The organism is Gordonibacter sp. Marseille-P4307, from assembly GCF_900604965.1.
Taxonomy (GTDB): Bacteria; Actinomycetota; Coriobacteriia; order Coriobacteriales; family Eggerthellaceae; genus Berryella.
The window spans coordinates 403,223-416,426 of the sequence record NZ_UWPD01000001.1 but is presented as its reverse complement, the minus strand read 5'-3'; the positions used below and the strand labels follow the sequence as shown (position 1 = coordinate 416,426).

At 55.7% G+C, this 13,204-nt stretch carries 13 protein-coding genes; 7 read left to right on the top strand and 6 right to left on the bottom strand.

Annotation, left to right across the window (positions count from 1 at the left end):
* Positions 1–247 precede the first annotated feature (247 nt).
* On the top strand, positions 248–499 hold the full coding sequence (locus EIH26_RS01870; protein WP_124060510.1) for a hypothetical protein: 252 nt from the start codon (positions 248–250) through the stop codon (positions 497–499).
* Positions 500–608: 109 nt separating this feature from the next.
* A complete protein-coding gene (locus EIH26_RS01865; protein ID WP_124060509.1) occupies positions 609–821 on the top strand; it encodes a hypothetical protein in 213 nt (70 codons plus the stop codon).
* Between the two features lie 117 nt (positions 822–938).
* Here the strand turns inward: EIH26_RS01865 and EIH26_RS01860 are convergent, their stop codons facing one another.
* The 5 genes from EIH26_RS01860 to EIH26_RS01845 form a co-directional block, all read right to left on the bottom strand.
* Positions 939–1,268, bottom strand: coding sequence for a hypothetical protein (locus EIH26_RS01860; RefSeq protein ID WP_124060508.1), 330 nt, complete (start codon positions 1,266–1,268; stop codon positions 939–941).
* An 18-nt stretch (positions 1,269–1,286) separates the two neighbouring features.
* Positions 1,287–1,718 (bottom strand): MerR family transcriptional regulator, encoded by a 432-nt coding sequence (locus EIH26_RS01855; protein ID WP_124060507.1) that lies wholly within the window; start codon positions 1,716–1,718, stop codon positions 1,287–1,289.
* Positions 1,719–2,010: 292 nt separating this feature from the next.
* Positions 2,011–2,163 carry a hypothetical protein gene (locus EIH26_RS08340; RefSeq protein ID WP_164470945.1) on the bottom strand — a complete coding sequence of 51 codons (153 nt, stop codon included), beginning with the start codon at positions 2,161–2,163 and terminating at the stop codon, positions 2,011–2,013.
* Between the two features lie 12 nt (positions 2,164–2,175).
* Positions 2,176–2,409 (bottom strand): hypothetical protein, encoded by a 234-nt coding sequence (locus EIH26_RS01850; protein ID WP_124060506.1) that lies wholly within the window; start codon positions 2,407–2,409, stop codon positions 2,176–2,178.
* A gap of 53 nt (positions 2,410–2,462) precedes the next feature.
* The gene (locus EIH26_RS01845) at positions 2,463–2,948 is read right to left on the bottom strand and encodes a hypothetical protein (protein ID WP_206424654.1); all 486 of its coding nucleotides are present in this window, start codon (positions 2,946–2,948) and stop codon (positions 2,463–2,465) included.
* Between EIH26_RS01845 and EIH26_RS01840 the strand changes: the two genes are divergently transcribed.
* From EIH26_RS01840 to EIH26_RS01820, 5 genes are all read left to right on the top strand, one after another.
* Complete coding sequence (locus EIH26_RS01840; protein ID WP_124060505.1) at positions 2,947–3,393, top strand: transposase; 447 nt, start codon at positions 2,947–2,949, stop codon at positions 3,391–3,393. The two genes, EIH26_RS01845 and EIH26_RS01840, sit on opposite strands and share 2 nt — an antisense overlap.
* Before the next feature lie 136 nt (positions 3,394–3,529).
* Positions 3,530–5,002: an ATP-binding protein gene (locus EIH26_RS01835; RefSeq protein WP_124060504.1), complete on the top strand. Its 1,473-nt coding sequence runs from the start codon at positions 3,530–3,532 to the stop codon at positions 5,000–5,002.
* Positions 5,002–7,851, top strand: coding sequence for a Z1 domain-containing protein (locus EIH26_RS01830; RefSeq protein WP_124060503.1), 2,850 nt, complete (start codon positions 5,002–5,004; stop codon positions 7,849–7,851). Before EIH26_RS01835 ends, EIH26_RS01830 begins: the two co-directional genes overlap by 1 nt.
* Positions 7,841–8,836 (top strand): PD-(D/E)XK motif protein, encoded by a 996-nt coding sequence (locus EIH26_RS01825; protein ID WP_124060502.1) that lies wholly within the window; start codon positions 7,841–7,843, stop codon positions 8,834–8,836. The genes EIH26_RS01830 and EIH26_RS01825 overlap by 11 nt, the downstream gene beginning before the upstream one ends.
* A complete protein-coding gene (locus tag EIH26_RS01820) occupies positions 8,820–10,943 on the top strand; it encodes an AIPR family protein (RefSeq protein ID WP_124060501.1) in 2,124 nt (707 codons plus the stop codon). Before EIH26_RS01825 ends, EIH26_RS01820 begins: the two co-directional genes overlap by 17 nt.
* On the opposite strand, the gene EIH26_RS01815 is transcribed toward EIH26_RS01820, so the two are convergent.
* Positions 10,933–12,462 (bottom strand): DNA cytosine methyltransferase, encoded by a 1,530-nt coding sequence (locus EIH26_RS01815; RefSeq protein ID WP_206424653.1) that lies wholly within the window; start codon positions 12,460–12,462, stop codon positions 10,933–10,935. The two genes, EIH26_RS01820 and EIH26_RS01815, sit on opposite strands and share 11 nt — an antisense overlap.
* Between the last annotated feature and the right edge of the window lie 742 nt (positions 12,463–13,204).

Sequence of the window (13,204 nt, the reverse complement as noted above, 5' to 3'; positions counted from 1 at the left end):
ACCCGGAGGGCTGCGAGTTCCCGATCGTGCCCGTGGATTCGAGCCGGGAAGTTTTTTCGCACCTTGCGGCCGTCCGGGTTCTCGGCGGCGATGCGTTCCCGAGTCCAGCTGGCGGACCGTTTCGGAGGGCGGGATGGCGCTGGCTAGAGAACGCGGCGCCCGTGTCCCCGATGAGGTACTCCCGGGGATGCGTGCCGGGGCTAGGATGCGAGACGAGCTAAAGGCGCAGTTGGAACGAGGTGCGCACATGGCAGAGGAGAAGCGTGATAGAGGCGCTTACTGCAACAACGACTACTTTCGCATGGGAGCTGCAGTTGCCGTGGGAGGGCTCTACGATATGGCGGCGCTCGGCCGTTTCCTGACGGACGATGACGGGGTCAAGTCGTATCTCGGGAGCTTTGGAATAGAGGGCATGGAGGATGTTGGCGAGGTCGGCATCAAGGGGCCCTACCGCCGTGACTTCGAGAAGCTCCACCTCGGGCGGAGCGTGATGGAGTAAGGCCGTTAAGGGGAGTCCATGCGGGTGCTTTCCGCATGGGTTCGGCAGGGTTGCCGGGAGGAAGGCGGGCGTCTGCGGGATAATCGGAGCAGAAAAAGGAGCCCATCGTATGAGAAACATGTTCCCCGATACGGAGCGCTTCGCCTTCCTGAACAAGCCGCGCGAGAGCGGCGAGGAGAGCTCGGCCATGGCGCCACCGTACCTCGTCAATGAGTTTCCCGGATTGCGCCGCGAGGAGGCGAAGGCCGTATGCGCAGACTGGAGGGCGACCTATCACGAGCGCCACACGCGCCCGCGGCTAGGGCTGCAGCAGTCTTCCTAGCTCCTCTGCGACCTCGCGGGCGATGTCGTCGGCATTGACGGCAATCTGAGCGCGGCGGCAGCGGTGACGGTGGCGTAGAGCGCCACCGTCACCGACGACTTGGACGAAGTGCAGTGCTTAGCTTCCCGTCTTTGCTGCGAGCCGCTCGATCGACACCTCGGCGCACCAGTCCTTCTCGCCGCATTCGGTGCAGGTGACCTTGCGTGTCGTGGGCGTGTGCTTGGCGAAGAACCATTCCGTAGTCGCGGGCACGAACACCTTGCGGCAGTGCGGGCAGACGTATGCTGTGCGCTTGCGATACGTCCGCGTAAGCAGTGCGGCTATCATGACGGCGATTGGCAGGACGATTGCGAACGGACGCCAGTCGCCCGTGGCAATCCACCAGGCTATCGTGCCGATCTCCGCGATGCCCGCGGGAATCCCGATGGCTAGCAGCGTCTTGTACACCGGGGTGAGCTCGCTTCTTCATATGCTGGCCCTCTCTTGCATGATGTCTTCCATGTCGGGGACGGTCTCGGCGGGAAGTTCCCCGGTGGCGTCGATCGCCTCGATCATGGCGGCGATCCGCTTCCTGGCATGTGCTCGCTCCTCGAGTTCCTCGGCGAGCCTTGCGTCCTGCTCTTGCAGGATGTCGCGCAGTACCGTTGTTGAGTCGTTGCTATCCAGGAAGCTGCGGATGTCTGTGAGCCTGAGTCCCAGCGACTTCAGCAGCAGCACACGACGCAGCCTGGCGGCGTCGTCGTCCGTGTATACGCACCTGCCGCCCTCCGTGAGGTCGGTTGGATGGACGAGGCTCTTCTCGTCGTAGTATTGCACGGTGCGCACGGTGGTGCCGCATGCTTGGGCGAGCTCGCCCGTCGAGTACATTTTCTGGTTGTCGGTTTGCTTGTCCGGCATGGAAACCACCTCCTTTCAAGGTGCATCATGCAACGTCACGCCGCGTGACGAGCAAGCGTTTTCCGAGATTATTTTCCCATGACGCTGGGTGATTTTTGTCGAAGGTAGATGTATTGGGCTTGTGACGCGCCGATAGCATCTGTCTTGCCATTTCGACCGAACGAAAGGATTGGCATGTTCGACGACTACGGCATGCACATCATGATGTGGGGCTCGGCGGACAAGCGGCTGGGGTTTTCTGATCGCATCGCCCACCGTCGCGCAGAGGCGCAGCTTGAAGTTGTTCGTACGGCTAGAGCATCAGCAGGCACCCTAGCTCCTCGGCAACCTCTCGGGCTATGCCGTCGGCGTATATACCGCGCATCTCGGCAATCTGGGTGCGGAACCACTCGAGCTTCTCGGCCGGGATGGTTATCGTCGCGTTGCCGGTTGCGTGCGGTTCCATGGTCGCTCCTGCCTAGTCGATCACTGCGCCGTCGTAGAACTCGTCGAACGTGGGATGGCGCCATGCGCACATCTCGCGCGACACCATGATGGTGCCGTACTTGGAGTCGCACCCCTCGCAGTAGACCTTCTGCCGGTCATGGTGCTCGGCGCAGCCATCGGGCATTTCGAAGTCGGAGTCGTTTTTCCGGAATGCGTAGTCGCGCTTGATGTGGTCCCATTCAGCTCTGCGGATCATCTCGCTCATAGAAAGCCCCTCTCCGGGCGGACCTTGGAAGACCCGCGCCTTGACGGTATTGGTTACTTGCGCGGGCGGATGCGCGCCGTGTCGCCGTGGACGTAGTTGTTGGCGTTCCAGGAGAAGTTGCCGCCGTGGTCGTGCGTGGCCACGTAGGGCAGGTCGGGGTATGTCACGTCCGTCTTGCCGTCCGGCGTATCGACCGCAGCCGCGATGCGGCTGGACTCCGGCTGGCCGAAGCCGACGACCGGGTACGTCTTCCAGGCATCGCCGACGGCGAACATCCAGACCTCGTCGCCGACCTGCAGCTCCGAGACCGGCACCTCGACGGAGTCCAGGAACTCGCCTAGGCGCTCCCCCTCGGGCATCGCGCCGTCGAAGGCGCGCAGCATCTCGTCGAGGCCGTACTTCCGCTGCTCGGTGAAGCCCTCCCAGGGCAGCACGCGGTCGACGATCTTCCAGCCCTTGATGAATCTGCCCCAGATTGGTTGACACTTGCAATTCCGTTTTCCGATAAGATTTCGGAAAGGAAGAAAGGTGAAGATCATGGCCGGTACGCCAAAGTACACACCGGAGTTCAAGCAGCAGGCCGTAGAGCTGCACAGAAAGTCCGACACCGCCTATGCGGAGGTGGCGCGCGGGCTGGGCGTCGACCCCGGCTCGCTTTCCAGCTGCCTGCATCACTCGGACCACGGGAGCCGGTGCGCGTCGCCGCTCGTCGGCAAGACCGTGGGGGAGGGCGGAATCGCGCCGTCCACGGGGCCGGTCTCGAGCCCGCGGGACAGCGCCGTCACGGAGTCCCTGACGGGGGTCGTCAAGGCGGAATGCGCGCACGCGCGCGCCTTCTCCGGCGGAGAGGAGGCGGCGCTCGAGACATCCGAGTGCATGGAGCGCTTCTGCAACAGGATCGGGATTCGCTCGGCGCCGGGCTGGCTCAGCCCCGAGGAGTTCGAGAAAAAGCAGATGGAAGAGAGCCGATCGAAGGCGGCTTAGCACCTGTCAACGAAATCGGGGCAGATTCAGATTCACCAAGCTGCGCGGGGTGAGCTTCTCGGCCTTCGTGAGGAACTGCATGATCCAAGAGTTGAGCAAGAAGTAGCGCACCAGCGCACGCGTAAACGGAGCGGTTATGGAAACCAATGTGACCAGCAAGCGTTTAGATCCGGTGCCGTCCATGCTCATCGAGAGTATGCGCGATATCGGCTATTCGTTCGAGACGGCCCTAGCGGACCTTATCGATAATTCGCTTGCCGCAGATGCAACGGAGATTAGAATCGAGGCCCGTGCAACCCCCGAGCCCATTGTCGCCATTTGCGATAACGGTCATGGCCTCACGCACGACGAATTGTTCTCGTCCATGCGAATGGGAAGCGCCGATCCGAGGAAACTGCGGAATGAAAACGATTTGGGCAGATACGGGCTTGGGTTAAAAACCGCGTCTTTTTCCCAATGCAGAAAGATGACGGTTCTCTCCAGAAAGAGTGGCTCGTACAGTGCGTTCGCGTGGGATCTCGATTTGGTTGTGAAAACAAACGAGTGGAACGTGTTCGAGATAGCCGATCGCAAGGAGATTCCCTTTAACGAGCTGCTGCAAGACGGGGACGGGACGCTCGTTCTTTGGGAAAACATAGATCGCATAAGAGATTCGGCGAAGGATAAGCACTCGCTCGAGTCCGTGTTTAATCGTCAGGTTTCTGAGACGGAAGAGCATATCGCTCTGGTTTTTCATAGATTCCTTGCTACGGAACGCGGCTATAAAAAAGTCACCATGACGTTAAACGGCGTGCCCATCGAACCGCTTGATCCGTTCAATTCTCGACACGAGGCAACGATTATCCATCCCGTTGAGCCTGTTTCCGAAGGCGTTGCCGTCCAGAGTTTCACGTTGCCGCATTCGTCGAAGTACTCGAGCAAAGAAGAGTACGAAAAATATGGGCTAGTGGGAGGCTATCAGAAGAACCAGGGCATCTATCTTTACAGAGCTCGCAGACTGATTATCTACGGGACATGGTTCAACTTGGCGAAGAAAACCGCACTGACTCAATTATGCAGGGTAAAAATCGACATCGATAACAACCATGATGAAGACTGGAAAATCGACGTCAAGAAAGTATCGGCGCAATTGCCTGAAGAGGTGCGAGCGACAGTAAGAAACCTGATTAACACGTTCAATTCTCCGTCCAAGAAGGTCTACAGACGAAGGGGCGCGAGGCAGACGTCAGCGTCTTTGTATCCCGTTTGGAACGCCGTAAAAGACAACGGGAGCATCGCCTACAGAATCAATCGGGAGCACCCGAATATCGCAGGAGCCCTCTTAGAGCTGGACGCCGAAGACGCCAAGCATCTTGAAGTGCTGTTCAGGCTAATCGAATCAGGCTTTCCGACCGAATCGTTGTATTACGAACTGTCGAACAATCCTGAGAGCGTCACAAACCCGCCAATCGAAGAGAGCGACTTGGCCGAGATTGCCAACAGTTTCTTTGGAATGATGAAATCTCAGGGAAACGAAGACGAGAAGATTCTGAACATCATGCGAAGCTTGGACATCTTCGAGGGGAGATGGGGATCGGTGCTAGAAGCCTTGGGGATTGAGGAGCAGTAATGGATGCCTACGAAGAGTTATTCAACGATGTAAGCGATTTGGTGTGGAAAGAAAAAGCCGACGTTATACCGACGCAAGCGGAGGTAGAGGAGTCCGCCCGCAACTGCCTGGCTTTTTATCTGGATATGATGAAAAAGTACCCGGAACTCGGCGAGATTAACCGAGACGATTTCGTCGCCAAAGTCGTTGACCAGTACTGGAAAGACCAGTCGGTAAAGCAGGAGCTAGGACACTACCTAATAGACTCTGACGACAACACGCCATGGCTTCAGGAGATAAATGATGATGTCGACTGGCACTATTGGAACCAATACGAAAGCTACCTGAGGCTTCAGCGCCATTGGTCAAAAGACGTGTGTGATGCGATAGGCAAAGACAGTTTTGAAATCTTGGCGCTAACTGCAAATCCGTCGACGAGCGGCGAATTCATGAAGAAGGGCCTCGTTGTCGGCAACGTCCAGTCGGGAAAGACTGCTAATTACCTTGGGTTGATATGTCGCGCGGCCGACATCGGGTACAAATACATCGTCGTAATGGCTGCGACCACAAACGACCTGCGGTCGCAAACGCAGCAGCGCATCGAAGAGGGCTTCGTTGGATACGACTATCGGCCAACCATAGAAAAATCAATCCAACGGGTCCCTGTTGGGGTTGGTGAGGTCGCCCGGGGTGCTTTTAGGCATCCGAACCCCGGGACAACCAGAAGCGATGACTTCAAGAAAGCGAAGATGAAATCGCTGATGCAGGTGGATCCAGAAAACACCAAGGAACCCTGGGTGTTCGTTATCAAGAAGAACTACCGAACCCTGCAAAACATTATCGCATGGCTGGAACAATACCGGACGGATAGCGACCAGCTTTTCTTGGTTGACGATGAGGCGGACAACGCCTCGATCAACACGCAGTACAGCAAGGACGACATATCACGAATCAACTCCCAAATTAGAGAGTTGCTCAGCCTGTTCAACAAGAGCGTGTATATCGGCTACACTGCAACTCCCTATGCGAATATCCTCATTGATAAAGACCAGATCGATGAGGAGTTCGGGAGAGATTTATTCCCAAGGAACTTCATCTACACGCTGAGCGCGGCGGATTCCTATTTCGGCCCCGGCGTCGTGTTCGCTGATATCGAGCCCGATGACGACCAGACGGTCGATCGGTCACGATACGTGAGGTTTATCGACGATGTGGCCAAACTCCCCATAGGCAAAAAAGACTGGGATGTGGAAGAGCTGCCACAGTCGATGGTCGACGCGATAAGAACCTTTGTCTTGTCGGCGGCAATCAAGATAGCCAGAAACGGCGACGATGACGATGTGAGCATGCTCGTCAACATAAGCCCCTACAACAAGATCCAAAAGAAGTACCGCGTCCGTATCGACGAATACATCCAAGACGTGCTGCGCCCACCAATCAAGAATTATCGGGCGCTGCCGGCCCAGGAGGCCCAACGCAATTCATCTGAGATAGCGGCGCTTAAGCAATGCTGGGACGATGAATTCGAAGGCAAGTGTGAGTACGGCTGGGAAGAGATATACCCCACGCTCTATTCCGTAGTCAGGCCATTGCGCACTGCACTAATCAACTCGAAGTCAATAGATAGCCTAGATTATGGGAGCGGCGGAGAGCATGTCGTCGCGATTGGAGGCTATAGCCTGTCACGCGGCCTGACCCTTGAAGGCCTCGTGACGTCATACTTTGCCAGGAATTCACGCGCGTACGACACGCTTATGCAGATGGGCCGTTGGTTTGGGCATCGTCCCGGATATGAGGATGTATGCAGGGTCTGGATGACCAGGGAGTCTGCGGGTTGGTGCAAGTTTGTAGCCGACGCAACCGACGATCTGGTAGACGATTTGATCAGGATGCAGCAGCAGAAAGCGAGCCCCCTAGTTTTTGGGCAGAAAATCAGGTCCCATCCTTCGACCCTCATGGTGACAGCGCGGAATAAGATGGGCGCCGGAGAGCTGATAAGGAACATCAGCCTGAGCAACAAGTTCATTGAAACGACCGTTCTGCCACGCAATGAGCAAGTCAGAAGCACAAACGAAGCTCATGCATTCGAATTCATTGCGAGACTCGAGTCGAGCGATTGCGAGAGAACGGTCGATACAAAATGGGGGCCGTTGTTCACTGCAGTGCCATCTTCCGAGATAAAGGCTTTCTTGAAGGGGTACGTTAATTGCGATGATTCGATGCTCACGAAGACCGACAAGGTGCTCGAGTACATCGAATACTTCGACCTTGAGTCAAAGAAATACTGGGATGTCCTGGTGGCGGGAATCCAGCCGAGCAAGCATCATGACAGCGACCTGCATTTCGAGTGCTGCGGATTGCAGCTGTACAGGCAACGACGTTCTCCTGGCTGCCAAACGAACGGTGAAAAGATCTTTATCGGAAACAGGTTCAAGGTGGCTTCCAAGGGCATTCAGGCAGCCGGCTTAAGCCCGTACGAGAAAACCATAGCTGAACAAGAATACGAGTACGCGCAATCCCAGACAACCCGCACATTGGGCCTTGAAAAATACTATAGAGACCATAGGTCGAGGCCGCTGCTAATCATCCACATGCTCGACGTGAAATTCAGGCAGGGAATCATGTCCAAAAAGGGCATCACGGAGTACGAATACTGCACCGGTCCGGGCGACAGCAAGTATGGCCCCTTGGACAAGGAATTCTGGGACAGAGAGGACCTGTCCATTCCTGCAGTGGCATGGAGCATGAGCTTTCCGGCACTCGAGAAAGACTGGAATGTCGAATACGTCTTCAACAGCGTCGCCTTGCAGGATATGAGCTTGGGCGAGGACATGCCCGACGAGGATAGCCAGGTGGAAGATGAGCAGTAGCAACCCGTGGGGAACCATCAAAACCCCGACAGCAGACGACTACATATCCACCCGCTTGGTTGAGGGCTTCGAATCCAGCGGACGGGTCTCGGTCTTCTGGGCAAAAACCAGCGAGGGGCACAACGCCCTCCTGATCAAATACCCGTGCCTGAGCAAAGACGACACACTGCCCGCGATGCGCGCGATAAGAATCTCGAAGATGGCCGACGAGCAGTCGAAGGCAAGGTCGATCCTCATCGAGCTGACGGAAGACGGCATCCTCCAGCCCTTTATGAAGCTGTGCGAAGACATCATCGACGCCGTGACGAAAGCCGTTCCTCACGAAGTGTGCTCCCACGTCCGAATCCGACTTGAGATCTGGCGATACATGCTAAGCCTGAGCTCGGGCAAGCTCGGAAAACACGAGCAGAAAGGGCTAATCGCAGAGCTGCGCTTCCTTCGGGAGGTCTGCTTCAAGGCGATGCCGGCCAACGAGGCCGTAAAAGCATGGACGGGGCCTTTGGGATCACCCCGCGATTTCTCGTTCGGAAGGCTGTACGTAGAGGTGAAGTCGAACCGCGGATCAGCCAACTCGAAAGTCAAAATCAGCTCTGAGCCCCAGCTTGCGGCGAAGCCACCAGAAGAGCTGTATCTATGCGTGCTCGGACTCGACGAGGCCCCGAGCGGGGGCATAAGCCTTGCCGATGAAGTCCGGAAAACAAAAGAAGCCATCGGCGATGATTACTTGGCGACCGAGGAACTCTCGTTGCGATTGGCGGCCGTTGGCTATTCCGACGACGTCGACTACTCAACAATTACATGGGACATTACTGGCAAGGGCTCGTATCTGGTATCAGACGGCTTTCCAAGAATTACACCGGCTGACCTGCCGTCTGGCGTATCAGAGGTCAAGTACTCGCTCGACTTATCCAAATGCGACGCCTTCAAGGTAGAGCTGTCGAGCGTGGAGAGAGCGATTGGAGAATACAATGGCCGAACAATCTAGTCTTGACGAGTTCTACGAGGAATTCTTCCAAGAGATTGTCACAACGTCTAACGCCGAGCAGATATACAAGGAAGAGGCGCTGTTCGACATCTTCACCGATTACCTCATCGACGCGGGCGAGTTTGACGATGCAATCTATGCCCATTACCAGCCGTCTCGCGGAGGAATCAGGATTGACGGCTATTGCGGCGATCCCCTCGAGGACACGATAGCGAGGGAGGCAAACAGCGCCACACTGGGGGTAATCGTGCTCGATTTAGGGGTGGAGCACGAGATACAGACTCTGACGCGAACCGAAATCGACGCCGCGTTCAAGCGAGCCGTAAACTTCGTGGACAAGTCTAGGAGCCAAAAGTTCCGCGATGGCCTAGAAGAGAGCAGCCCAGGATACGAGCTCGCGGGCTTAATGAACGAGCGCTGGTCAATCGTTTCGCGAGTGAAGGTCTATCTGCTTACGAACAAGGTGCTGAGCGCCCAGGCGAAAGGTAAGTCTGATACAGATCTAGACGGCCGAGAAGTGACGTATAGCGTCTGGGACATCTCGCGCCTTCACAGGCTCGTCTCGTCCGGGCGAGAACGCGAGGCGCTTGTCGTCGATTTCGAAGAACTCCCATCGGGGCCGTTAAGCGCGCTGCGGGCAAGCGCGAAGACCGGTAAAAACGAGGTTTATCTAGCAGCCGTACCAGGTCTTGATTTGGCCACCATCTACGACCAATGGGGCACGCGCCTGCTGGAACAAAACGTCAGGGTGTTTTTGCAGGCCAGGAGCAAAGTAAACAAAGGCATAAAGGGAACGCTTGAGAACACCCCCGAGATGTTCTTCTCTTTCAATAACGGCCTAACCGCTACTGCCGAAAAGGTGGAAACGGTCGACACCGACGAAGGAGCCAAGATCGTCAGGTTGGACAACTTCCAAATCGTGAATGGCGGACAAACCACAGCATCAATCTATGCGGCCTACAAGAGCGGCGTAGACCTGAGCAAGGTTTACGTTCAGATGAAACTGAGCGTTGTCAGCCCGGACGAAGCCAAAGAACTCGTGCCCATGATTTCAAGAAGCGCGAACAGCCAAAATCGCGTGTCCGACGCCGACTTCTTCTCCAACCATCCGTACCACATCAGGATCGAAGACTTCTCCCGCAGGATTTATGCACCGCCCCAGCATGGAAGCTACATCGAGACGAAGTGGTACTACGAGCGCGCCCGCGGCCAGTACAGGGACGAACAGGCTTACCTCACGCCAAGCAAGAAGAAGAAGTTTGCAGAGGTCTACCCGAAGCCCCAGAGCTTCACGAAGACCGACTTGGCAAAATACCTCATGGTATGGACGGATGACGCATATTACGTTAACCGGGGCGCGCAGAAGAACTTCGCCCAATTCGCGAAGCAGATTACATTGGAGTGGGAAAAGAACCAACTGCAGTTCAACGAGTTTTACTACCGCCGCCTGATTGCCAAAAAAATAATCTACAACGTGACGGAAAAAATCGTCACGGAGCGCGAATGGTACGAGCAAGGCGGTTACAGAGCATCTCATGTTGTTTTGACCCTCGGGCTACTGTCCCACGCGGTAAAGCAGATGGGCAAAGCCGTGAACTTCGAGGCGATATGGACCGCCCAGGAAATCGACAAGCCGTTCAGAAGGGCTATCGGCCAGGCTGCAGACGCGGCCCATGAGGTGCTCATGTCTCCTCAGGCCGGCTACAAGAACATTACCGAATGGGCCAAGCAAGAGAAGTGCCTCACCGAACTGCACAAGAGGAAGATCGATTGGGATTCGGAATGGCTTTCAACGCTTCTCGACCTCTCAGATGAAAGAGAAGCCAAGGCCGAGGCAAAGAAGGACCAGAGGGAGCTAAACGGAATCGAGGCTCAAGAGCTGGTAATCGGCATGGGCCCCGAGTTCTGGTCAAATGTTCTGAAGTGGTCGGTCGCCAATGGCGAGGGCACCGAGCGAGAACAGGGCATCATGAGAGTTACCACAAAAATGGGAAGGGGAAGCATTCCCACTGACAAGCAATCTGTGGTGCTGGTCAAAATGATGGATAGGTTCAAGCACCTGGGCTGCCCGTATAAACTCAAAAGGAATCGGAGAATCAGGAGCTAGCTCTCGGGTCCCGAACTACCGAATTGGCGTCAAGCGATTTAGCAACGATGCCCGCGATGTGATGTGCCAACAATACGGGGACAGCGTTTCCGACCTGACCGTATTGCGACGTCCGGTTGCCCGCGAAGAAATAATCATCCGGGAAGGTCTGCAGGCGCGCAGCCTCCCTAACGGTCAAGCTGCGGCATTGGTGTGGGTCGGGGTGTATATAGTAATGGCCGTCTTTGGCTATATGGGAGGTTATCGTCGTCGAGGGCTTGTCGAAAAGCTGCGTTCTGAATCTGTCATCAAAGTCAACCTCTTTTCCGGCTCTGATCCCTTTGATGTTCTCATGCGCAGGCAGCAGGTAGTCCGGAAAATCGTACAGCCTTGCGGGCGTGCCGTATACCTTGGCATAGGCAGAGCAGAACAGATATCTATCGAGGTCTGAGGCGAGGTGGGTCCTAGACTCATGGTTCGGAAGCACCTTACTGCCTCCCAGACTGCCCCGGTACCACGAAGCATAGATATTGCATGCGTCGACCACTTTGTTCTTCGTGATCACCTTGGGAGGACGAGAGGATTTTACTGCCATGAGGCACTCGCGCAGAGGCTCGCCTTCAGGGGTGGCAAGTATTTTGTCAATGGCGCCGTTTATATATTGCTTCCAGTTCATGTCGCTCCAGCCCTTATTTCGCATGGAGAAGCCACTTCGTATCGGCGGTATTCCAGCGAGAACCTCACCAAGAGAAACCTGGGGCGACTCGACGAGCGTTTCTGTGTCGAGTCCAAGATCTGAGCGGACTCCCAAAAGAATCACCCGATGGCGCGCTTGGGGCACGCCGTAGTTTTCAGCTTGAACGACATAATCGTCCGAGGTCTTGGGGTCTTCGACAACTAGCGACTTGATGACGTAACCTGCATCTTCCATGTCTTGCCAGATGAGTCCGAAGACGCCCTCTCCGTGAAGCTGGGCGGAGAGTAGGCCCCTGACGTTCTCCATCACGAAGATGCTGGGTTGCAGCTTACGGATAAACGAAAGGTAGCACTTGTAAAGCGTTTGCTTAGTGTCGGCTTGGAGCTTTGCCTTCTCGCGCGTTCTGCGGGCTCGACCGACTAGGGAGTACGCTTGGCAAGGCGGGCCACCGATCAAAACCCAATCTCCCGTCGGTGCCTGATAGTTGGCCAATCGAATTCGGGCTTCGTCAACGAGGGCGTCATCGCCCTCGTTGAGCTCCATGCAAAGCGCTTCTTTGCATGCCCGATCCCAGCACTTTTCGTCAAAGTTGACAAGTGTCTCGTAGTTTTCATCGCTGGGGTTGGCGATGAACGAGAGGTAGGCTTTCGGAATGCGCCCATGCTTGTCAAAAAGAGCGCGATAATAGGCACGCAGCCTTAGTGTTTTGTGGGCCAGCTCATCTTTCTCTACCGACATAATGATTTGGAATATGCGATTGCCGGCACTATCCCTCAATGAGGAGAAGCCTTCGCCCAAGCCACCCGGACCAGCGAACAAATCTATTACGGGAATCCTATCCACCTTCAGCCCTTCTCCTTTCCTCAGCCAGGCTACCAGGAATGGAGTTAAACCGCCATGGTTTACAGCAAAGACAATATTCTATCTTAACCGAAAGTTCGGAATGCTCAAAGAAAGCGATGGCCACCTACGTTTATTAGGCTTTCAGCGGTATGGATGCAGACGCAATTTGGGGCTGAAGGCAGACAACGGCATGCGACATTCGGTTGGCTCTATGTGTTGCGCTCATATATGCGGCGGGTCAAAAAAGGACTGCTCTTCGGGTAAGGAACCCGAAGGTCGTAGGTTCAAGTCCTGCCCCTGCGACCAACATTTACACAGGTCAGCTAACTAATGTAGCTGGTCTGTTATGTTTTTTATCATCGTTATGAGCGTCATTGTGAATATGGCAATCTGGTGCCCAATGCCGAAAACACATGGACAAGAACATGTCCCAAGCGATATAAACAACATACGTTTCGGGCTGGCTGAAAGGCCCTGGTCCAACCAATGGCGGGGACTTTCCCCCGCCATCTTTTCTAATATGAGCGGGACATTGTCAATAGGCAATATCGGGCCTGGCCCATGGGTTCCGCCCCAAGGCCAGGCCCTTTCTCTATCTCGACCCTCCTGCGGCGACCTTGGCGTGTCTTTCCGACGCTCGTCTTTGCAGTTAATATCCGCCCGTGGCACTGGCGTGCTGGGCACTCCGTTGCTACGACTGGGGTTGCCTCATCGATTCGACGGTCTCGTTACGCGGGTGGCG

What these genes read in the sequence shown, in the direction of transcription:
- EIH26_RS01870 (WP_124060510.1), top strand. Translation starts at nt 248, where the DNA reads ATGGCAGAGGAGAAGCGTGATAGAGGCGCTTACTGCAACAACGACTAC.
- EIH26_RS01865 (WP_124060509.1), top strand. Translation starts at nt 609, where the DNA reads ATGAGAAACATGTTCCCCGATACGGAGCGCTTCGCCTTCCTGAACAAG.
- EIH26_RS01855 (WP_124060507.1), bottom strand. Translation starts at nt 1,718, where the DNA reads ATGCCGGACAAGCAAACCGACAACCAGAAAATGTACTCGACGGGCGAG.
- EIH26_RS08340 (WP_164470945.1), bottom strand. Translation starts at nt 2,163, where the DNA reads ATGGAACCGCACGCAACCGGCAACGCGACGATAACCATCCCGGCCGAG.
- EIH26_RS01850 (WP_124060506.1), bottom strand. Translation starts at nt 2,409, where the DNA reads ATGAGCGAGATGATCCGCAGAGCTGAATGGGACCACATCAAGCGCGAC.
- EIH26_RS01840 (WP_124060505.1), top strand. Translation starts at nt 2,947, where the DNA reads ATGGCCGGTACGCCAAAGTACACACCGGAGTTCAAGCAGCAGGCCGTA.
- EIH26_RS01845 (WP_206424654.1), bottom strand. Translation starts at nt 2,948, where the DNA reads ATGATCTTCACCTTTCTTCCTTTCCGAAATCTTATCGGAAAACGGAAT.
- EIH26_RS01835 (WP_124060504.1), top strand. Translation starts at nt 3,530, where the DNA reads ATGGAAACCAATGTGACCAGCAAGCGTTTAGATCCGGTGCCGTCCATG.
- EIH26_RS01830 (WP_124060503.1), top strand. Translation starts at nt 5,002, where the DNA reads ATGGATGCCTACGAAGAGTTATTCAACGATGTAAGCGATTTGGTGTGG.
- EIH26_RS01825 (WP_124060502.1), top strand. Translation starts at nt 7,841, where the DNA reads ATGAGCAGTAGCAACCCGTGGGGAACCATCAAAACCCCGACAGCAGAC.
- EIH26_RS01820 (WP_124060501.1), top strand. Translation starts at nt 8,820, where the DNA reads ATGGCCGAACAATCTAGTCTTGACGAGTTCTACGAGGAATTCTTCCAA.